The 20,573-nt window shown below is 64.5% G+C and carries 16 protein-coding genes; 10 read left to right on the top strand and 6 right to left on the bottom strand.

Annotated features, from left to right (window positions below):
- The first annotated feature begins 34 nt into the window (after nt 1–34).
- On the top strand, nt 35–940 hold the full coding sequence (locus OKA04_RS23715) for a hypothetical protein (protein WP_264503717.1): 906 nt from the start codon (nt 35–37) through the stop codon (nt 938–940).
- 12 nt (nt 941–952) lie between these two features.
- Here the strand turns inward: OKA04_RS23715 and OKA04_RS23710 are convergent, their stop codons facing one another.
- Complete coding sequence (locus OKA04_RS23710; protein WP_264503716.1) at nt 953–1,711, bottom strand: hypothetical protein; 759 nt, start codon at nt 1,709–1,711, stop codon at nt 953–955.
- 118 nt (nt 1,712–1,829) lie between these two features.
- Between OKA04_RS23710 and OKA04_RS23705 the strand changes: the two genes are divergently transcribed.
- Both OKA04_RS23705 and OKA04_RS23700 read left to right on the top strand, forming a co-directional pair.
- Nucleotides 1,830–2,378, top strand: coding sequence for an NUDIX hydrolase (locus tag OKA04_RS23705; protein WP_264503715.1), 549 nt, complete (start codon nt 1,830–1,832; stop codon nt 2,376–2,378).
- A gap of 27 nt (nt 2,379–2,405) precedes the next feature.
- Nucleotides 2,406–2,948, top strand: a complete 543-nt coding sequence (locus tag OKA04_RS23700) for a hypothetical protein (protein WP_264503714.1) — start codon at nt 2,406–2,408, stop codon at nt 2,946–2,948.
- 70 nt (nt 2,949–3,018) lie between these two features.
- Here the strand turns inward: OKA04_RS23700 and OKA04_RS23695 are convergent, their stop codons facing one another.
- From OKA04_RS23695 to rpsA, 3 genes are all read right to left on the bottom strand, one after another.
- Nucleotides 3,019–4,605: an MFS transporter gene (locus tag OKA04_RS23695; protein ID WP_264503713.1), complete on the bottom strand. Its 1,587-nt coding sequence runs from the start codon at nt 4,603–4,605 to the stop codon at nt 3,019–3,021.
- Nucleotides 4,606–4,847: 242 nt separating this feature from the next.
- Entirely contained in the window at nt 4,848–8,225 is a 3,378-nt protein-coding gene (locus tag OKA04_RS23690) for an MBG domain-containing protein (protein WP_264503712.1), read from the bottom strand.
- Nucleotides 8,226–8,405: 180 nt separating this feature from the next.
- Nucleotides 8,406–10,115, bottom strand: coding sequence for a 30S ribosomal protein S1 (rpsA, locus tag OKA04_RS23685; protein WP_264503711.1), 1,710 nt, complete (start codon nt 10,113–10,115; stop codon nt 8,406–8,408).
- A 292-nt stretch (nt 10,116–10,407) separates the two neighbouring features.
- On the opposite strand from rpsA, the gene OKA04_RS23680 reads away from it, so the two are divergent.
- Nucleotides 10,408–11,007: a hypothetical protein gene (locus OKA04_RS23680; protein WP_264503710.1), complete on the top strand. Its 600-nt coding sequence runs from the start codon at nt 10,408–10,410 to the stop codon at nt 11,005–11,007.
- A 32-nt stretch (nt 11,008–11,039) separates the two neighbouring features.
- Here OKA04_RS23680 and OKA04_RS23675 read toward each other — a convergent pair whose 3' ends face one another.
- Nucleotides 11,040–12,257, bottom strand: a complete 1,218-nt coding sequence (locus OKA04_RS23675; RefSeq protein ID WP_264503709.1) for a lactonase family protein — start codon at nt 12,255–12,257, stop codon at nt 11,040–11,042.
- Here OKA04_RS23675 and OKA04_RS23670 point away from each other — a divergent pair.
- From OKA04_RS23670 to OKA04_RS23645, 6 genes are all read left to right on the top strand, one after another.
- Entirely contained in the window at nt 12,246–12,557 is a 312-nt protein-coding gene (locus tag OKA04_RS23670; RefSeq protein WP_264503708.1) for a hypothetical protein, read from the top strand. The two genes, OKA04_RS23675 and OKA04_RS23670, sit on opposite strands and share 12 nt — an antisense overlap.
- 132 nt (nt 12,558–12,689) lie before the next feature.
- Nucleotides 12,690–13,577 carry an ATP phosphoribosyltransferase gene (gene hisG / locus OKA04_RS23665; RefSeq protein WP_264503707.1) on the top strand — a complete coding sequence of 296 codons (888 nt, stop codon included), beginning with the start codon at nt 12,690–12,692 and terminating at the stop codon, nt 13,575–13,577.
- A gap of 45 nt (nt 13,578–13,622) precedes the next feature.
- Nucleotides 13,623–13,727: an AURKAIP1/COX24 domain-containing protein gene (locus OKA04_RS23660; protein WP_169454664.1), complete on the top strand. Its 105-nt coding sequence runs from the start codon at nt 13,623–13,625 to the stop codon at nt 13,725–13,727.
- Nucleotides 13,728–14,006: 279 nt separating this feature from the next.
- Entirely contained in the window at nt 14,007–14,789 is a 783-nt protein-coding gene (locus OKA04_RS23655) for an inositol monophosphatase family protein (protein WP_264503706.1), read from the top strand.
- A 161-nt stretch (nt 14,790–14,950) separates the two neighbouring features.
- On the top strand, nt 14,951–15,415 hold the full coding sequence (gene ispF, locus OKA04_RS23650; protein ID WP_264503705.1) for a 2-C-methyl-D-erythritol 2,4-cyclodiphosphate synthase: 465 nt from the start codon (nt 14,951–14,953) through the stop codon (nt 15,413–15,415).
- A 1,080-nt stretch (nt 15,416–16,495) separates the two neighbouring features.
- Complete coding sequence (locus tag OKA04_RS23645) at nt 16,496–17,416, top strand: pentapeptide repeat-containing protein (protein WP_264503704.1); 921 nt, start codon at nt 16,496–16,498, stop codon at nt 17,414–17,416.
- A gap of 385 nt (nt 17,417–17,801) precedes the next feature.
- Here the strand turns inward: OKA04_RS23645 and OKA04_RS23640 are convergent, their stop codons facing one another.
- Nucleotides 17,802–20,171, bottom strand: a complete 2,370-nt coding sequence (locus OKA04_RS23640; protein WP_264503703.1) for an AI-2E family transporter — start codon at nt 20,169–20,171, stop codon at nt 17,802–17,804.
- Nucleotides 20,172–20,573: the final 402 nt, after the last annotated feature.

Genomic DNA, 20,573 nt, shown 5'->3' with positions numbered 1-20,573 from the left:
CGGACGGCGGTATTTTGATCTATCTTCGCCGCCCATGCGCCTGCCCCTCCTGCTCGCCCTTTCCCTCGTCCTGCCCGGCGTCGCCCTCGGTGATTTCCGCGGCGACTTCGAAAAAATCCGCAAGATCGACCACCACGCGGAGATGGTGAAATTCCTCGATGAGACCGCGGAGTCCGAGAAGGAAAATCCCGACTACTACGCGCTCGCCTCGAACTACTGGTGGCAATTCGCCGGCATGGTGAATCTCTCCACGAAGCCCGCCGCCAAGGGCGAGCCCTCGATCCGCGACACCGATACGAACGAGGAAGTCGGCAGCATCACCACGAATGGCGAGCTTGATCCCTCGCTGCGGAAGAAGGCGCTCGCGCTCACCACGGAGGGCTTCCGCCGCTTCCCGCAGCGGCTCGATATCGGCTTCGGCCTCGCGCAGGTGCAGTTCCGCATGGACGACGCGAAGTCATCCGTGGCGACGCTCCGGGAGATCCTGAAGATTTCCAGCGCGCCTGATGCGAAGCTGAAGTGGACGGCCAATGCGGACCTGCCCTCACCGGCATCCACCTTCGTCCCGGAGTCGATCCAGGGCTACACCGCGCCGCTCTTCCAGGCGGAGACGGAGGAAGCCGACGCGCTGTGCAAGGAGCTGCTGGATGCGACCGTCGCCGCCTTCCCCGAGCATCCCTTTGCCTACAATCTGCTCGCCGCCTTGGCCGATGCGAAGGGCGACAAGGACGAGTCCTATCGCCTGCTGAAAGTGGCCGCGGAGAAGGCTCCGGAGGATCCGCTCATCCTGATGAATCTCGCCGAGGCGCACCGAGCGCGTGGCAAGAAGACCGAGGCAACCGCCGCCTACAAGAAGCTCATCGAGCTGAAGGCCGACGAGGAAAGCGTGGCCGCCGCGAAGGAAGGCCTGAAGGCGCTGGAGGAAGACAAGGGCGAGTGAGGCGCAGTCCCCTCACGCGCACTCCGCGACCATCTGTGAGCACGGCTTCATTGCCGCACCGGCACGCATCCGCTCGAGATCGCCACGCAGGCCGCGGATGAAATTGTCCATGCCCTGCCAGATGCCGCGGTAGAATTCCGCATCGGTCGCACCGGAGGCCCGCAGCGCGCCGCGGTGATTCATCCACAGCACCGTCCCGGCAGCGAGACCGCGCATGCGGAAGAAGGCTTCCCACACCTTGCCAAAGCGGCGGTTCTCCGCAGTGAGCCGCGCGCGATGGAAGGCGATGTGCCCGGCCTCGTCGCGGATGATGAGCGCGCACATCTCCCGCACCGCGCGGTCGTTCACGTGCTTCCGCATCATCTTGTAGTAAACGTGGCTGACGATCTCGGTGAGCAGCAGCGCGTAGAGCTCGAAGCGCACGCCCGCCATCCGCCGCACGCCGCAGAAAAGGCTGAAGCTCCAGTGATCCCGGATCTCGCGGGCGAAGAAGCGCTTCAGCGCGCTGCCCAGCAGCCGCGAGTGCTCCCGCTCCTCCGCGAACCAGACATCGACCAGCGACTTCAGCTTCGCGTCCGAGCCGAGCAGCCGCTCGCGATTCCACGCGATGAGGTAGGCGGGGCCGCCACCGTCGCCGAGCTGGAATTGCTGCAGCGACTTCACCAGCTTCGAGAGGGCCGGCCCGCGCAGACTCACGGGCGCGTCCCAGTCCGGCTCGGGCCGGTGCTCGGCATTGCGGCGGAAATGTTCGGTCCAGTAATCGGGATTCATGGCGTGGATGGGTTGCGGCAGGATTCCGGCGGAGGCGGGAGAAGGGAGTGCGACGGGCGGGTGAAAACGCTGCGAAGCTTTCGTTGCAATTCCGTGGCGAGCGGGCAGCGTCCGCGCCATGCACCGCCAGCCCCTGCTCGACCAACTCGCCGCCTACGCCGCGAAGCACCCGGATGAGACGGAGACGGTGCAGCGCTTCGCCGGCTTCGTCGCGGCGGAGGCGGATTGCTTCGAGCGCTCGCTGGCCATCGGCCACGTGACCGGCTCGGCATGGATCGTGAGCGCGGATGGCTCGCAGGTGCTGCTGACGCATCATGCGAAGCTCGACCGCTGGCTGCAACTCGGTGGCCATGCCGACGGTGATCCGGACGTGCTCGCCGTGGCGCTGAAGGAAGCCCGCGAGGAATCCGGCCTCAGTGACTTCGAGCCGGTCGGCAGCGGGATCTTCGACCTGGACATCCACCCCATCCCCGCGCGCAAGGGCGACCCGGAGCACCTGCACTACGACGTGCGCTACCTGCTGCGCGCCACCGGCAGCACCGCCTACACCGTGAGCGATGAATCCCACGACCTGCGCTGGGTGCCGCTCGATGGCGTGGCGGAGCTGACCGGCGAGGAGTCCATGCTGCGGATGGTGGAAAAATGGCGTATCTCTCTACTTCCCTGACGCCCTCTTTCCGCCCAGCGTGAAAGTGTGAAGATCGATTTCGGCGACGTGTTTGCCAGCGGCGTGGGCTGGCTCCTCAAGCAGCTTTTCCTCTTCGTCGCCTCCATCTGGCTCGGGTGCACGATGGGCGCGCCCGCCCTGAATGCCGCAAATCTAGCGGACGGCGGGAGATTCAACGGTGGCATGCTGCTCGGCAGCCCGATGCTGCTGCTGACCATGTGGATCATCCCGAACATCTTCTTCCTCGGTGCGGCGGTCTATTGGTTCGTGCGGAATGAAAGCAACACGATCGTGGCCTGCGGTATCCTTGCCGGCGTCGAGTCGCTCGTCGTCGTGGCAGGTCATGTGAAAGACATTGATGGATGGCTGCCGCTTTCCGCCGCATGGGCCACCTGGATCATGCTGACCGGCATGCTGGCGACCGGCCTGTGGTTCCTCCACCAGTGGCAGATGAACCGCTGGGCCATCCAGATCCAGGAACTCAAGGCCGAGAACGCGATGCGCCGCGTGGAGCTGAAGGAAAAATTCGGCACCGACAGCGCCGGCGTGGACGAGACCGGCATGCCCTGAACGCTGGCCCGACAAAAAAAGCGCGGCCCCGGACGGGACCGCGCTTTGAAAGATCGGGACCAGGCAAGGATCAGAACCCGGCGGGTCCTTTCACGCCGCCCGAGGCTTCTTCCGGGGTGATGCGGAGCGCCTTGTATCCTCCGGTCGCCTTGAAATAGATCAGCAGGAGAAGATAGATGACCGCCATGCCGATGGGCAGGATGGCGTCGTGGCGGAGTGTCTTGCGGCTGCCCGCGATCTCGCTTTCCACCATGGCCTGCTGCTCCGCCGTGCGATCTTCCTTTTTGAGGTGCTTGGCTTCCTCGAGCTTCTTGCCGTCGAGCGCCGTCACTTCGGCAAAGCCCATCCAGGAGCTGGGCTTCTCGGCCTTGTTGGCCTGAAGCACCTCACCGTAGCCGCTTTCCTCCATGTGCTCCGCGGTGAAGCGGTCCTTTGCATAGCCGAGGCCCGGGCCGCCGAGCTGGCCGACGGAAAGCATCCCGATGCCGCCCATGATCGACATCGCCACCGCACCCGTGCGCGGGAAGCGGTCGCCCACCACCGCCAGCATGGTCGGCCAGAAGAACGTCTTGCCGATGCTGTAGATGAACATCGCGCCGAAGGCGGCGGTGACCCCGGTCGCACCAGCGGCCAGGTAGAGGCCCGCGATGGCGAAGAGCGAGCAGGAGAACAGGATCGCAATCGGCGAGAGCTTCAGCTTGTCCTCGATCCAGTGGGAGCAGAAGCGAAGGCCGAACATGATCGCACAGGCGAAGATGAAGAGGATCTTGCCAAGCTCCGGCGTGAGGATCGTGCCGTTGATGTTCTCGATCCAGGAATCCGTGCCGAGTTCAAGCGAACCGAGGATCGCGTGGGCGATGAAGAGGACGAACAGCAGCCAGTGGCCGATCGCGAACTTCGTGATCACCGCAACCCACAGGACAAAGCCCGCGCCCACCGCCATGGAAATGTAATTCCAGGAGTCGCCGGTGAAGAAATCCGAATTGGTCAGACCGGCGAGGATGTTTTCTCCCACGGCATCACGCGTGAAGAGGTAGAGAAGGAAACCGGCAACACTCGCTCCGAGGATACCCACTTCCTTCATCATTTCACCCAGGGACAGACCGGAAGCGGAGGCGTCCGATCTCGGGAACTTCTGCCCCATGAACATGAAACCGTAGATCACGGTGGGCAGCAGGTAGAGTCCGAGCTGGGCTTTCCAGCTCCATTGGTTGCCCACGGCCAGAGTGATCAGGGCTCCCAGGATCATGCCCAGCGGCCACGAGGCATGCAGGATATTGAGATAGTGCGTGCGGTTGTTCGGGAACAATGTCGCGACCAACGGATTCGCCACCGCTTCCAGGGTGCCGTTGGCGAGAGAGAAAATGAAGGTGCCGGTGAAGAGGAGCAGGAAGGCGGTCTGCTGCTCCATGCCGCCATTCGGCATCAGGGTCACCACTGCTGACAACACGTGGAAGAGGAAGGCCGAGATGATGAGCTTCCCGTATCCGATCCGGTCCACGATCACCCCGCCGATGATGATGCCGAAACAGAAACCGGAGAATCCGGCCCCGCCGATCAAACCCTTCTGGAGGTTCGTGAAGCCGAATTCCTGGCTCCACGCGGCATTGATGCCGTTGCGGATGGCAAAACCTACACCGGCGGCGAGGATGGCCATGAATCCGGCCCATAGGAGCCGTTTGGCGTTGGGAGCGATGGGTTGATCGCTGAGTGTTGTCGTCATGGTTACTTGGGTTCTAGAGAAGTGGCGGTCTGTCTAACGGTGGGTACATGGCATGGCAAGCATGCGAAATGGCAGCGGAGAACGCTTTCCACGGACGTTTCCTTTCGGCCATGTCGCAATCATCCAAGGACGTGGCGGAATGCGTCTTCTTTCTCCGGGGCGGAAAATAGCCGCATTCAATTCACCACCTCGTAGTGGATGCGGATGAAGCGCGCGCCGGCATCGCGCACGACCTCGTAGCCGCCAGGGATCTCCACGACGCCCGCCGATGTCCACGTGCGGAGGTCCGTGGAGGTCTCCGCCCACCGCCCGATGCCGGGCGGCGGATCGGGCAGGAGAAGCTGGAGCGCGCCCGCATTCACCACGGGCTCGAGGCGCGGGATCGACGCCGGGTCATCCGGCCGGGTGCCAAAGGTATATTCGCCCGCATTGTCCCAGCCATCGCCATCCAGATCCGCGGAGGCCGCGGCCAGCGGGTCGTCCGGATCGGCGAAGCTCGCGATCCATGCGGTGTAGGCGGAGCCGATGACCAGCGTGCCACTCGCGCTGCCCGCGTAGCCCGGCGTGGTGATGGTGGCCACCACCGCATAGCTGCCCGCATTCACCGGCGGCGTGGCGGACCCGTCATAGGTCACGGATACGGCGAGCCCGCCCGGGTCGGTGGTCACGCCCGCGGACTTCGCATTCCCATCGTAGGTGGTCGCGAGCCCGGAGAAATGGATCGCCGCAGGCAGCACCGGCGCGTCCGCGATCCCGAGCGAGACGAAGACAGGAGCCGTGGCGGCAAAGGCGGACGCCGACGAGGGCAGCGACAGCACCGCCGTCTCCTCGCCCTCCACCAGTGAATCCAGCACGACGCCCACCTCCATCGAGGCACTCGTCTGACCCGCGGGCAAAGTGATGGCGATGGGCCCGTCGAAGTCCTCCGCGCTCGCCGTGCCGGAAAGCTCCGGCACCACCACCACATCCTGCACCAGCGGCAGCGGCGTGGAGACGGTCAGCGTGATCCTAGCGGACGGGTCCGTCTCCGAGAGCGATGTCCCGGATGCTGAGAGGGAGAGTCGCGGGCGGAAGGGATCGGTGGAGGGAAGCGCGCGGAATTTCACATCATCCACATTCCAGCCCGTCACCGCCGTGCCGCTGTTGTGCACCAGCCGCCAGCGGACGGCCACCTGCTCCCCGGCCCACGCCTGCGGCAGCCTCACCCGCGTGGTGACGAAGCCGGTGGCGCTCCCGGTGAATGCCCGGCGCCCGCGGATCGTGGAGCTGGAGTTCGACGTGATGGTCCCGTTGTAGTCGCCCGCCAGCACCGTGGCTGCGGACGATGTCATGAGGTCGAACCACGCGCCGCCATTCCGCGATGCCTCGATCACGCCGCCGTCACGCGAGGTCTCCAGCAGGTAGAGGTGCGCGAATTCCACGATGCCGCCGCCCGCACCTACTATGACCGTAGGAGATGCCAGCAGCGCCTCGCCATTCGGAAAGACGGAGGCGGAGAACACCGAGTTCGGCCCGCTGGCGGAGCGCGCCGACGACACCACCCACGGGCTGCCCACCCCGGTGACCGACTGGGTCCAGCCCGCGGGCAAGCTGCTGCCACCATCGAAGCGCTCATCAAGCGACGGCGCGCCGAGTCCCGCGCCGATGGTCACCGACACCGGCAGCACCACCGAGTATCCCGTCGCATTCACCGTGAGCTGCAGCGCGACCGTCTGCCCGACCGACCCGGTGAGCGCGAAGGTGAACAGGCGCTCCGCCGACGCACCCGCCGCCAGCGTGCCATAGCTCCCGGTGCCCTGGAAAATCGTGACACCCGCCGGACCGGACAGGGTGGCCGTCAGGTCCGTGGCCGCGAGGGTCCCGGCATTTGCCAGCGTGATGCCCAGCCGGATGGTCTCGCCGGAATCCGGCACGCCATTCTCCCCGCTGTTCGACTCCGCATCGAGCCGCATGGAAGCAACCGAGAGGGCAGGCGCGGGCGCGGCATTCTCTAACAGAACCTCCAGCCGGTAGAGCTGCGCCCGGTCATTCGTCCCGCCGCGCACGCGGATGTAGCGCGTGCCCGCGGTGGTGAGCCGGAAGGCCTGGATCGCCTCCGTCACCCCGGCCGGCTGCACCGGCGCGGAGGCCAGCACCGTGGTCCCGTTCGCCGCCAGCAGGTCCAGCACCAGGTCCTGCTGCGAGGTGGGGTCAAAGGCCGTCCCGGTGCTGCAGGTGCCGGAGGAAAGCTGCTCGCCCTCCAGATAGGTGTCCGTCGCCGGGTCATTCGGCAGGATGGGGTCCGAGGGGATGACGCGCACGGTCACCTGATGCTCCGCCGGCGCGGTGAAGGAGAAGTGATCGGTGTCCCCGTTGTCATCGATGCTCAGCCATTGCCACGCGGAGGTCACGCCGGGCACCAGCGCGATGGGCGTGGCATTCGCCGGGGTGTCGTTGTTGCGGACGGTGCCGTGTACTTCCAGCGGATCGCCGTAGTTCCGCTGGTGCGAGTAGATGTCGTCGTACTGGCTGCCGGTGAAGTTGAGATTGATGTAGGGCTCCATCAGCTTCGTGAAATCCACGGGGCAGACGTGGGCGAGGCCGAGCGAGTGGCCGATCTCGTGCTCCAGAATATTGCGCAGGCGGATGGAATCGCTGCTCGTGTTCGAGATGTAATTGTCGCCCGTATCGATGACCACGTCGCCATTCTCCGGGTAGTAGGCGTAGGCGAGCGTGTTGTTGTTCCCGTCGATGAGGTGGCCGCTCAGGCGGATGTCCCCGCGGATGCCGAGGCTGCCCCAGTCGGCGCTGCTCGTGCTGCCATCGATGGCCACGCCATCGTCCGCCGGCTCATAGACGAAGCGCAGCCCGGAGATCGCCGCCAGATTGTCGAAGACCGACTGGAAGACCGGGAACCACGGCTGGTCCTGCGGATTGCCGGAAGCACTGCCGCCATAGATCGCCGCGAGCCGCGCGCGGAGGTTGCTGGGGTCGGAGGTGTCCTTCACATCGCTCGCGGCGATGGCCGTGCCATCCGGGACGATGCTCCAGGTGAGCGTCACCGGCGTGCCCTGCGATCCCTGGCCGCTGCCATTCGTGGCGGTGCGGGACCAGCGCGTCGCCACGCGCAGCGCATTCGTCTCGTAGCTGCCCGCCGCCGCGATCTTTTGCTCAGCCATCAGGTAGGCCTGCACGATTTCCACCGGAGTCTCCCGCGACCAACACTGCACCCGCGGCGTGCCTGCCGTGGCGAGCTGGCCCGCGTAGCGCGCAAGGCGGTCGCCCTGCTCGCGGGTCAGCTTCGGATTCGCATCGATGGCCGCGAGCACTTCCTCAAGCGCCGCCTGCTTCCTCGCCGCGACCTCCTCCGCCGTGGGCATCGCACCCGCCGCCACTCCGGATGGCACCACGCCATCCGGCTGCCACGCCCGCCCTTCGAAATCACCACTCCCGTCACCACCGGCCTCCTCCCGCCCCGGCTCACCCGCCCTAACAGCCGAGATGGAATGCCCACGCTCCCCCGTTTTCGTCGCGTCCGCCAATCCACGCTCCCCCGGCCCCGGCCTCTGGGTCACCGCCAGGAAAACCCCGGCCAGAAGCGCAAGCGAGAACGCGAAAGGTGTCTTGGGCCACTTCACTATCCCTCAGCCTGAACCATCCACGGATTCCTCACAAGCAGGGACTTCCAGCCCCGTGGAAACGAAAAAGCCGGGAGGTTTCCCTCCCGGCTTCTGGAATCATTCTGACCGATGGTCTCAGTCTTCGGACGGGCTCCACTCCTCGGCCTTGAAGGCGGCGAGGTTGAAGGCCTGCTCGAGGCCCACCATCTCGGAGGACGGGCGCAGGCTTTCGAAGCTGGCGCTTTCCTTCTTGAGGTCGGCTTCGCTGTAGTTGACGGCCTTGATCGAGAGGCCGATGCGGCGCTCGACCTTGTCCACCTTGATCACGCGGGCTTCGACTTCGTCGCCCACCTTGATCACGTCCTTCACCTTCTCCACGTGGTCCTCGCTGAGCTGCGAGATGTGGATGAGGCCGTCGATGTCGCCATCGAGGCTGATGAAGGCGCCGAAGGATGCGATCTTCGCCACGGTGCCCTTGACGAGGTCGCCCACCTTGAAGCGCTCGTCGATGTGGCTCCATGGATCGTCCTCAAGCTGCTTGAGGCCGAGCGAGACGCGCTGGTTGGCCTTGTCGATGGAGAGCACGATCGCTTCCACCTCGTCGTTCTTCTTGAGAACTTCGGAGGGGTGATTGATCTTGCGCGTCCAGGACATGTCGGAGACGTGGACCATGCCGTCGATGCCTTCTTCCAGCTCCACGAACGCACCGTAGGCGGTGAGATTGCGGACCGGACCCTTGATGGTGGCACCGATCGGGTAGCGGACTTCGATTTCGTCCCATGGATTCGGCTCGAGCTGGCGGACACCGAGGGAGATCTTCTGCTCCTCGATGCTGATGCCGAGCACGACGGCCTGGATCTCCTGGCCGAGCTCGAGCACGTCGCTCGGGCGGGTGATGCGCTTGACCCAGGAAAGCTCGGACACGTGCACGAGGCCTTCGACACCGCGCTCGAGTTCGATGAACGCGCCGTAGGGCAGGAGCTTGGTGACCTTGCCCTTGACGTTCGAGCCGATCGGGAACTTGCGCTCGATGTCTTCCCAAGGATTGTCGGACATCTGCTTGAGGCCGAGGGAGACGCGCTCCTTCTCGCGGTCCACGTCGAGGATGACGACGTCGACCGGCTGGCCGATGACGAGCATTTCCGAAGGGTGGTTGATGCGGCCCCACGACATGTCGGTGATGTGGAGAAGGCCGTCCATGCCCTGCAGGTCCACGAACGCACCGAAGTCGGTGATGTTCTTGACCGCGCCGGTGACCTTGTCGCCGACCTTGACGCTCTGGAGGAAGTGCTGGCGGAGTTCCGCGCGCTCGGCCTCGATGACTTCGCGACGGGAGAGAACGATGTTCTTCCGCTCGTCGTTGACCTTGACGATCTTGAATTCGTAGACGTTGCCGACGTATTCGTTGAGATCCTTCGGCGGGATGATGTCCACCTGCGAGCCTGGCAGGAAGGCTTCGACGCCGACATTGACGGTGAGACCGCCCTTGACGACCGACTTGACCTTGCCGCGAACGAGGCCGCCGTCCTGGAACACCTTGACGATCTTTTCCCAGTTCTGCTTGTGAGCAGCCTTTTCCTTCGAGAGGACGACCATGCCCTCGTCGTTTTCGAGCCTTTCGAGAAGCACTTCGACTTCGTCGCCGGCTTCGATTTCTTCATCCTCGAACTCATTCGACGGGATGGCGCCCTCGGACTTGTAGCCGATATCGACGAGGACGACTTGCGGGCGGATCTCGATGATCGTGCCTTTCACGATGGTTCCTTCGCGGAACTCGCGGAACTTCGAATCGATGAGGTCGACGAGTTCCTGATTGACGGGGTTATCAAGCACGCTGGTGCTCATGTTCTTAACGGGGTTAAGGTTAGGTTGGTTTGGTTTCGCTTTTCCTTCCGACATTTGCCCCGATGGAAGGACCGGCGAGCCACGGGGCTCCAACTGCCCGCCGGTGATTTGAAAGGTGAAACGGGGCGGCGAAACTAGGCCGCAGAACCCCATTGGCAAGCCGAAAATGACTGATTTACAAGGGGCTTCGGCAGGGAAAACGATGGCTAACAGACGCTTCCGCCCATTTCGGGATGGTTCGGCACGCCCCCCACCATTAACTCACTGGCCTCCAGAAACATCGCGATCACCGATGAGCGAAACGAGCGAACCCTACCATCCTCCTCTCCCGAGAAAACTGGCCCTCTTCGCGGCGGCGATCATCGTCCTCGCGGCGGTGCTTACCGGTTGGAGGTTTTCACCTGCGAAGGAGGCCGCATTCTACTTCTTCTATTACGCCTGCGTAGCGGCGGCCAGCAGTTGCGTGGCGCTTTACCTCGCCGTTACCGTGTATTTTATCCGGCGAATGCCCGCGTGGACCGTGGTTCTCGCCGGGCTGATCGGGGCTGGCGTGGTTTGCGTCGCGGCAACGTATGTGGATTTCCGCGAGGAAATATCCGATTTCCGCGCCTCGGACGGACGCCGGGCCTCGCTGATCATCGACGATTCAGATGATGTGGGGGTGGACCTTATCTTTCGCGTGGAGCAGCCGGATGGATCGCTTGCCGCGGAAGAATCGCTACACACCCCCATCGCCCTGACCTCGCAGGAGGTGAAGCAATGGGCGCTGCACCTGAGGGAGCACGACGGACAACTCCAGGTGGCGACCGCCGGAGGAAAACTGGTGGCGTGGCATTCCACCGCAACAGGCAGGATCAACACGCTGGACTTCACCGAGAAGGAAGACCTCTAGCCTCCCGCTCTCCCTTTCAGAGACTCTGGCCCTCAGCGGTTCTGGAAGACGACGATGCTGCTGGAGTTCTCGTCGGCCACGAGGATCTGGTTCCCGGTCGAGTCGTAGGTCACGCCACAGGCACCGGGATTCGCCGGCGGGCCGCAGGCGAAGCTCTTGCCGGCGATGAGCTTGCCGCTCTCCGGATCGCGGGCGAAGCGGGTGAGGCAGTCCGAAAGCGTGCAGGCGACCGCGACCTGAAATCCATCCGGCGAGACGACGATCTCGTTCCCTCCGTCATAGTCCGCGGGCAAGCCATTGCCCGTCAGGCACTGGACAAAATTCAGCCGTCCGGTCTTTTGCTCGATGGAAAAAGTACACACGGCATTCTCCCCGCCGAATCTCCCGCCCGCGGTGTAGGCATAGGCCCCGTCAGGGCTGACGGTTACGTGCATCACGCCCTCCAATCCAGCGTCGGCACCCGCGCCATTTGAGAGGGCCTGGAGTCGGGTCAGCTTCCCCGTCGCCTGGTCGCGGGTGTGGACCATCAGCGTGCCGGAGCCATTCCACGAAGTGAGCAGCGCCTTCCCGTCCGGCGTGACCGCCACGCCGCGCGCGCCGCTCATCTGCGGGCGCTTGGGATTCCCCTCGTCATCCGCCTCGATCGGATCGGTGAGCGTCTCCACGTGGACCAGCTTTCCCGCCTCGATCTTGAAGCAGACGATGGAGTCCGCACCCACGGCATAGACGAAATTCCCGTCCGGCGAGAAAACGTTGTCCACGCAGAAATTGAGGCCCGCCATCGGCTTGTCCGCCCCGCCGGCGTGGTCGAGTTCGGTCAGTTCGCCGGTATCCGGGTCACGGCTGAAAAGAATGAGCGACGCCGAGCGGAAGGCGGACGCAGCGCCGAGCCTGCCGTCCTTTGAAAGCCGGAATGCCACCGCGCCCAGGTAGTGATCTTCCGTGACGGACTTCACCTGCGTGAGCCGCCCGGTCAGCGGGTGGCGGGTCATCAGGGTGATGAGGCCCTTGTGAAACGAGGCCGCGTAGGCGTGCTTCCCGCCCGGCGCGAGGGTGATGCTGGTGACGCCGCTGAAGTCATCGTGCGTCAGCGTCTGGATCAGGCCGGGCTTTGCCGGAGGCTCCACCGGCAACCCCGGGGCCGGCCCGGGATCCTCCCCCGGCCCTCCCCGACCGCCGCCGGAAGCAGCCGAAACAGGCAGCGCCGCCATGAACGACGCGATCAATACCAAGGGAAGGTGGGTTTTCATCGGGATACGAAACTGAACAACTCCGGCGGGCAGGACAAGTCATCACTGCGCACGCTTGTTTCGTTCGACGAAACTTGCGACGGTGACTGGAAACCAACGCCCATGAGCAGCATCCCAGATTCCGAAGGCCATGCTTCGTTTGATCAATCCGGCGATGTTCATTCATCATCGGATCGCACCTGCACGAACCCACGACTGCAGGCGGAGATCCGGCTCGGGTTCGAACAGATCAACCGCGGCGAATCCATCACGATCCACTCGAAGGACGAGTTTCTCTCGCTGGTGAGGGGGAAACGATAATTTCCTACGGACACCTCGCTCGGGAGGCGATTCCGGAGGCTCGCGCGACCCTCTTGTCCCAGCGAGCCGTTGCCTTTTAAAAACTTCCCTTGCCTCCCGGCGTCGCGCCCGCTATCCCCGCCGCCCGCCGCGATGCCGGAGACCACTGAAAAGACACTGAAACTGGCCATTCCCAAGGGTTCCTTGGAAGGGCCGACCCTCGACCTTCTCGCGAAGGCCGGGTACGAGGTGTACGTCTCCTCCCGCGGCCTCCGCCCGACCTCGAACGACCCCGAGCTGGATCTGTATCTGATTCGTGCCCAGGAAGTCGCACGCTACATCGACCAGGGCTTCATCGACTGCGGCATCACCGGCCTCGACTGGGCCAGCGAATTCGCCGACAGCCTCGTCGATCTGACGGAGCTCCCCTACTCGCGCGCCACCCCGCGCCCCACGCACTGGGTGCTGGTGGTCCCGGAAGACTCGCCCATCCGCAAGCCGGAAGACCTCCAGGGCAAGCGCATCGCCACCGAGGGCGTCGCCATCACCGAGCGCTACCTGAAGGAAAAGGGCATCGAGGCCGAAGTCGAATTCTCCTGGGGTGCGACGGAGGTGAAGGTGCCGGACCTGGTGGACGCCATCGTGGACGTCACCGAGACCGGCTCCTCGATCAAGGCGAACAAGCTGCGCATCGTCGATACCCTGCTAACCTCCTTCCCCCACTTCTACGCCAGCCAGGCCGCCGCCGCGGACCCGTGGAAGCGCCAGAAGATGGAGCGCCTGACCATGCTGCTGAAGGCGGCACTGGAAGCCCGCGACAAGGTGGGCTTGAAAATGAATCTCCCGGCGGACAAGCTGCCCGCCCTGCTGGACCAACTGCCCGCGATGCGCCGGCCGACCGTTTCCCAACTCTCCGAAGAGGGCTGGGTGGCCGTCGAGACCGTCATCGACGAGAAGGTCGTCCGCGACATCATCCCGACGCTCAAGGAACTCGGTGCCGAAGGCATCATCGAGTATCCTCTGAACAAGATCGTCCCCTGAACCGGAATTCGATTTCCTATCCAACCGTAACCACCAAGCACCACCATGGGCTCGCTGAAGAAACGCCGTAAGACGAAGATCAACAAGCACAAGCGCAAGAAGCGCATGAAGCAGAACCGCCACAAGAAGCGGCTTCGCTACAAGTCTTAAGGCTTGCGTGCCACGGGCGTGCCCCGTGCTTGAATATCATTTGTTCTTCCCGACAGGGATCCGGTTCGCGCCGGATCCCTGCTTTCGCGTACCCTCTCCGGCACCGCAGGCAGAGCGCTGGCTACACTCGGCATGATCGCCCCCGGCGTCATCCCTGGAAGCGCGTGCCAGCGGATTTGGCGGAGCCGGAAGCCCGCCTCAATCCCCAATCCCCAATCCCCAATCCCCAATCCCCAATCCCCAATCCCCCCCACTCCCCGCCGCTTCCGCTTTCTCCCCTTGGCACCGTCCGCCCGGCAGGCCACGCTCCGCGGCGTGACCGACCTCGAACTCACCGTCCACGCCGCCCTGGAAGCCGGCAAGCTGCTCAAGGCGAACTTCGGCCTCGAAGCCGCCGTCGATGAAGCCACCCACCACGACATCAAGCTCGCCCTCGACAAGGAGTCCCAGAAGCTCATCGAGGACATCCTCCTCGGCGCACGCCCCGGCGACGCCCTCTACGGCGAGGAAGGCATGGGCGGGAATCCCGACAGCGACCGCCAGTGGATCGTCGATCCCATCGACGGCACCGTGAATTTCTACTACGGCATCCCCCACTTCTGCGTCTCCATCGCCCTGCGCGTCGCCGGCGAGGTCGTCGTCGGCGTCATCCACGACCCCATCGTCGGCGAGACCTGGACGGTGGAAAAAGGCGGCGTCCCCATGCTCGATGGCCGCCCCATCTCCGTCAGCAAGCGCACCCGGCTCGAGGAGTGCGCCCTCTTCGTCGGCTGCGGCAAGGACGAGGAAGCCCTGCGCACCGGCCTGGAGCGCTTCCGCAAGGCCTCCCTGAAGGCCCGCAAGATGCGCATGATGGGCAGCGCCGCCCTCGGCATGGCCTACATCGCCAGCGGCCGCCTCGACGGCTACATCGAGTCCCGCATCTCCCTCTGGGACATCGCCGCCGGCCAGCTCCTCGTCGAGGCCGCCGGAGGAAAGGTCCAGCTCGAGCCCGCCAAGGACGCCGACGCCTGGGCCATCGTCGCCACCAACGGCAAGATCCCCATTGAGGAAATTCTCTGAGGAGTTGAGGAAGAAGTTGAGAGTCCGGAGTTGAGAGTTGAGAGCGAAAGGCAAGAGCCACCCAAAGCCCGCTCCTCATCAACAACGCCCGCCGAAGATTCCTCCAACTCTCAACCCTCAACCATCCACTCTCAACTTCTACCCCACTCTCAACTACCCTCATGGTCGGCTTCGGATACGACGTTCATCAGTTCAAGCAAGGCCGCCCGCTCATCCTCGGCGGCGTGGAAATCCCGCACACCCATGGCCTCGACGGCCACTCGGATGCGGACGTCCTCTGCCATGCCATTGCGGATGCCGTTCTCGGCGCGCTCGGCCTGCCGGACATCGGCCACTACTTCCCGCCGGGCGATCCGGAGTGCCTGAATATCTCCTCGCTGAAGATCCTCGAAAAGGCCGCCGCCCTCTGCCGCGAGCAAGGCTACACGCTCGTGAACATCGACAGCACCCTCGTCGCCGAAGCCCCGAAGATCCTCCCCCATCGCGACGCCATGAAGGAGAACATCGGTCGCGCCCTCGGCCTCGATCCCGCCCGCGTGGGCATCAAGGCCACCACGAATGAGACCATGGGCTTCGTAGGCCGCCGCGAAGGCATCGCCGCCATGGCCGTCGCCCAGGTGCAATGAAATGAAGGACAGCAAGGTGCCGCGACATCACACGATGTGATGCACCGCGCAAAAAGTGGCTGCGGCATCCTGCCGCAAGCCCCGCACCAGCCCGGGGAAGCCACCCGAAAACTCCCGCAATCACCCCGGGAGAGCAACCCGCGCCCAAGGCGAGCAGCCCGCCCGGACGCACCGCTCCACACCACCTCGGCCTGGAGCATTCCACACAAGGTCGTAGCCGCTTGTGCGGGACGATTGGGGTCGGCTCTCTCAATGGATCGAGGCCTTCAGTTCACCGCGAAAGGACGCGAAAAAGCGCGAAATCCAAAGGCAGGAAGAAAATCCCGATTCAGAAAATTTCGCGGGATTTCGCGGTTCGATCTTCCTCTCCCTGATGCCCGCGCGGTGGCTACAATTCAAAGTGAAATGCTCTAACCGACCCACCGGTCCATTCCACTTTTCCCGTATTCCCGTAAGGCCCATCCGGGAATGCGGGAAAGCCGGGCTCGGTTTTTCCCTTTTTCCCGTATCTATATAGATACGGGAAAACGGGAAAAGTCCTCACCCCTCCGGTGCCCGCGAATCACCCCACCCGATTCGCGACGTGAGTTTCATTTCACCGGAAGGCTCTCCTTTCGAAGCCATCGCAACCGGCGTGGCTGACCGGTCCGCCCCCGTTTTCCGCTTTTCCATTTTTCCGATGAAGCTTCACCGGAAAATCGGAGTGCCAAGGCTCGGTTTTTCCACCTTTCCGGTATCTATGGATACCGGAAAGGTGGAAAAATCCTCACCTCACCCCAGTGCCACCGGATCACGGCAGCGGGTGTCTCGTTTCACCGGAATGCTTCCCCTTTGAAGCCATTGCATCCGGGGTAGCTGGCAGGCCCATTCCGCTTTTCCTCTTTTCCTTTTTTCCGATGAAGCCTCACCGGAAAAGAGGAATGCCGGGTTCGGTTTTTCCTCCTTTCCGGTATCTATAGATACCGGAAAGGAGGAAAAATCCTCACCCCCTCCGGGGCCGCCGAAGGGATCACAGGGCGAGGTTGCCGGGACCGCATCATGGATGGCATCGTTCCGGCAGGCAGACCCCTTTCCCTTTTGATGAAACACCTCCGGACCCGATGGCAGGAAGCCGCAGGCAGGGACTTCGTGGATGACCTCGTCTCCCGGGGTCGGTCGGGCAACGGGCTGACCGTGATGCGGTCTCCCTTCGGCGAGACCGATGCAGGCCGGCTGGATCTCCGGGGGCTCACGCTTCCCGGGAGCGCCCAATTGCGAAGGATCGCATTCGCTCCCGCCGATCTCGGAGCCTCCGTGTGGAAGGGCGTCTGGCTGGAACGATGCACCTTCCACGAGGCGGGATTTGACCACGCAGACCTGCGCAGCATCGCGGAACACGGCAACGGCTTCACCGGTTGCACCTTCGCGAGGAGCAGCTTCCGCGACGCCGCCATCGGCTACAGGGGCAGTCGCTTCGAATCCTGCACCTTTGAAGCCGCGGACTTCCGGGGTGCCGTCTTCGTGCGCCCGGAATTCAACGGATGCGAATTCCACGGCTGCAAGCTGGATGGCTGCGATCTCAATGGATCGTCATTCGACCGATGCCGCTTCACCGGCACGCTGCGCAATGTCTGGTTCCGCGGTGGCTTCCCCCACCCGGACGATCTGGAGCGATATGGCACACCCCGGGTCAACGGGATGAAGGAGGTCTCCTTCGAGGCCGCGTGCTTGCGTGACGCCAGTTTCAGCAATGCATGCGACCTCTCCTCGGTGAAGCTCCCTCACGACGGGCGGCATGCACTCATCACCGGATGGCTGCGGAAGCTGGCGCACCTCGAGTCCGCCTCCCGGGAATGGCCGGCCCCGGCACGCAGGACGGCGGACCTCTTCGTCGCCTCGCATCGGGTCCACGCCGTCACCCAGGATTGGTTCATCGTGAACCGCGACGATCTCGATGAGGAATTCGGCATCGAGACCGCGGCACTGATCTGGCAGTCGATCACCACGCCGCCTGCCCGGTGAATCCGCCAGCGATTCCGCTATTCCGGTATATCTTTAGATACCGGAATAGCGGAATGGACCCGGGCTCCCGACCGGCGGACACACCGCGGCGGAGCATCGGAGCAAAGGGCTTCACCGGCTTGATGGAAGCCTTTCCCCTACGAAGCGAAATGATCCTTCCAGGGAACTCCGCTCCACTACCGGAGCGGAGTCGCAGGCGGAGCGGTGTGGAGGACTCCGTTACTCCGCTACTCCGGTATCCATAGGATACCGGAGTAGCGGAGTAGCGAGGGACCCGGATGGCGGCCATCACGCGGGGTGATGAATGAACACATGAATTCAAACATCACCTCCCGGAAAGCCTCCACCTCCGGGAAAGCGATCCGCCCCCGCGGGTGATCTCATCTCACGTGGTGACTTCCGCGAGGCGTTCGAGTTCTTCGGCGATCTCGGCGGCGTTTGCCTGGAGCAGGCGGCTTTCCTGGCGGTTCAGTTGGCGCGGCTCGGTGTCCATCAGGCAGAGCGCGCCGATCGTCTGGCCATTCGCCACGCGGATGGGCGCTCCGGCGTAGAAGCGGATGCCGTGCTCCACGACGATGGGGTTCTTCGCGAAGCGCCGGTCGCGCTTGAGGTCGCGCACCACCACCATGTCATCCGCGGCCACGACATGCCCGCAGATGGAGAGGTCCCGCGGGGTGCCGCCTTCCTCATCCAGCTCCGAGGGCAGGCCCACGTGGGACTTGAACCACTGGCGGTCCCGGTCCACGAGCGTGATGGCCGCCATGGGCACGTCGAAGACGCGGGCCAGCTTTGCCGTCACGTGGTCCAGCACCGGCTCGCGCTCCGGATTCACCAGGCCGAGGCCGTCCAGCGTGACCAGGCGCTCCTCCTCATTCGCCGGGCGCGAGGCGGGCACGGTCTCCCGGGCGAGGGCGGAGGCGAGGCGCTTCGCGTAGGCCGTCATATCGGCGATGGAGGTGAAGACCTCGTCCGCCCCGGCTTCCTTCAGCGAGGTGGTGTCGTCGCCCAGCATGTCGCTCTCCTTTCCCCACAGGCCCACGGCGATCTTCACGTCGGGGAAGGCGTCGCGCACCCGGCGGCAGAGCGTGCGGGCGTGGCCGGTGGTGGAGGGGGCCACGGCGGAGATGCACACCAAGTCCGGCTCATCGCGGCGCAGGGCACCGAGGATCTCGCTGACCACGCGGCGGGCGGGGAGCTGCTTTGCCTCGAAGCGCTGCTGCTTCAATACATGCACCAGCATGCTGCCGGCCATCTCGTCCCGCTCGGCGCGGGCCGCCAGGCAGCTCACCAGGCAATCCACCGCGGTGGCATCCTCCTTCACGCCGGTGTCCAGCGCGGTGGGGCGCTCGGAGAGATCCTCCACGAGCTCGCCCATGGCCTGCACGATCTGGTTCCGCTGGTCGCGGTCGATGGAGCTGTCGCGGTGGTCGCGCTCGGCGGCGATCATCACGGGGATGAGCATGCTGTCGTAGAGCTCGGCCAGCGGCTTCGTCCGCAGGTAGGACTCGGCCAGCTCCATCTCATCGTGCTCACCCTGCCGCAGCAGCCGCTGGTAGCAATCGTCCGCCGGGGTCAGTGCCTCCTCCTCGCCCAGCATCACGCTGAGGAAGGAGAGCTGCGGGATGTGGCGGCCCATCACCACCAGGCACACGGTGAAGGGCGTGGAAAGCACCAGCCCCGCCGTGCCCCACATCCATGTCCAAAAGACCGCCGAGACGATGAGCGCCACGGGCGAGACCCCCGTGCTGGTGCCATAGAGCCACGGCTCCAGCACGTTGTTGCTCACCAGCTCCAGCACCACGAAGAGCCCGATGGTGAGCAGCGGCGTATTCCAATCCCGCGAGACCGCCAGCGACAGCAGCACGGGGAAGGCCGCCGCGATCCACGGGCCGATGTAGGGGATGAAGCGCAGGCCCGCTGCCAGCGCACCCCATAGCACGGCATTCGGCACGCCGATGAAATACAGGCCGATGGCCAGCGGGATGCCGTACGTCACATTGATGACGAGCTGCATCAGCAGGTACTTCCGCACCCGCGTGCCCGCCTCGTCGAATGCCCGGGTGGTCGCACTGATGCGTCCCTGGCCGATGAGTCGCAGCAGGCGGGAGCGCAGGTCTTCGCGCTTCAGCAGCATGAAGGTGGCGAGCAGGAAGACCATCGCGCCCGTGCCCAGCGGCCCGGCCACCTGGGCGAGCATCGTCTGCACCGTATCCATGGAGCCCGGCTGGCCCGCGCCCTTCACCACCTCCACGGGCATCGGCTGTTGCGCCGTGGGAGTGCCGCCCGCCTGACCCTCCCCGCCCTCCCCGCCCTCCCCGCCCTGGTCGGCCATCCCGGGCAGGTCTTTCTTCAGGTCCTCAAAGGTCTCGGAAAGCCGGCTGAGCACGCCGCCGGAGGGGATCTGGAAGGAGCGCAGCTTTGTGCGGATATTCTCCTTGTACCCGGGTAGCTGCTCCGCGAGGTCCACCGCCTGATTCCCCACCATCCACGCGAGCGAAACGGTGGTGGCGAGGATGAGGAACATCGCCGCGAGGGTGGCCGCCACATTGCCGATCCAGCGCTGGATCTTGTTCACCAGCGGCGTCAGCAGGAAGGTGATCAGCACCGCCAGCGCGAGCGGGATCAGCACGTCCTTTCCGAAGTACAGCCCCACCATGAGGGCGGATACCAGGCAGACGGCGAAGATGCCCGACAACGAGTCGGAGGCGGAGCGGCGCTTGCGGGCGGGGAGACGGGCGGGGCCGGGAGTGGACATGGGATGAGGCGAATGCCGGGGAGCGGAGTGGAGAGGAGTGGCCGGAAGGGTATGGCGTGGCGTGACGTGGAAATTCTCCCCCTCGCAGATGCAGGGCCACGTGCGCAGGGCCAGCATTCCCGATAGCTGCGTGGGTCGGTCCTTTCGCCCACGCACGGAATGCACGATGCACGAACACACGAGGTGCAGGATGCAACAGCAAGCCGGAGGCGGAGCGCTGGCTTTAGCCGGCGAGTGTCGGTCAGGGGTCAGGGGTCAGGGGTCAGGGGTCAGGGGTCAGGGGTCAGGGGTCAGGGGTCAGGGGTCAGGGGTCAGGGGTCGGACTTCCGACCTCCGACCTCCGACCTCCGACCTCCGACCTCCGACCTCCGACCTCCGACCTCCGACCTCCGACCTCCGACC

It is taken from the genome of Luteolibacter flavescens, from assembly GCF_025950085.1.
In the GTDB taxonomy this organism is placed as follows: domain Bacteria; phylum Verrucomicrobiota; class Verrucomicrobiia; order Verrucomicrobiales; family Akkermansiaceae; genus Haloferula; species Haloferula flavescens.
Note: the sequence above shows the minus strand (reverse complement) of the source record. Positions and strands in the feature narration are given on the sequence as shown.

Bases quoted from the DNA above. Each gene is read 5' to 3' on its own strand.
- OKA04_RS23715 (WP_264503717.1), top strand. From the start codon at position 35: ATGCGCCTGCCCCTCCTGCTCGCCCTTTCCCTCGTCCTGCCCGGCGTC.
- OKA04_RS23710 (WP_264503716.1), bottom strand. From the start codon at position 1,711: ATGAATCCCGATTACTGGACCGAACATTTCCGCCGCAATGCCGAGCAC.
- OKA04_RS23705 (WP_264503715.1), top strand. From the start codon at position 1,830: ATGCACCGCCAGCCCCTGCTCGACCAACTCGCCGCCTACGCCGCGAAG.
- OKA04_RS23695 (WP_264503713.1), bottom strand. From the start codon at position 4,605: ATGGCCATCCTCGCCGCCGGTGTAGGTTTTGCCATCCGCAACGGCATC.
- rpsA (WP_264503711.1), bottom strand. From the start codon at position 10,115: ATGAGCACCAGCGTGCTTGATAACCCCGTCAATCAGGAACTCGTCGAC.
- OKA04_RS23680 (WP_264503710.1), top strand. From the start codon at position 10,408: ATGAGCGAAACGAGCGAACCCTACCATCCTCCTCTCCCGAGAAAACTG.
- OKA04_RS23675 (WP_264503709.1), bottom strand. From the start codon at position 12,257: ATGAAAACCCACCTTCCCTTGGTATTGATCGCGTCGTTCATGGCGGCG.
- hisG (WP_264503707.1), top strand. From the start codon at position 12,690: ATGCCGGAGACCACTGAAAAGACACTGAAACTGGCCATTCCCAAGGGT.
- OKA04_RS23660 (WP_169454664.1), top strand. From the start codon at position 13,623: ATGGGCTCGCTGAAGAAACGCCGTAAGACGAAGATCAACAAGCACAAG.
- ispF (WP_264503705.1), top strand. From the start codon at position 14,951: ATGGTCGGCTTCGGATACGACGTTCATCAGTTCAAGCAAGGCCGCCCG.
- OKA04_RS23645 (WP_264503704.1), top strand. From the start codon at position 16,496: ATGAAACACCTCCGGACCCGATGGCAGGAAGCCGCAGGCAGGGACTTC.
- OKA04_RS23640 (WP_264503703.1), bottom strand. From the start codon at position 20,171: ATGTCCACTCCCGGCCCCGCCCGTCTCCCCGCCCGCAAGCGCCGCTCC.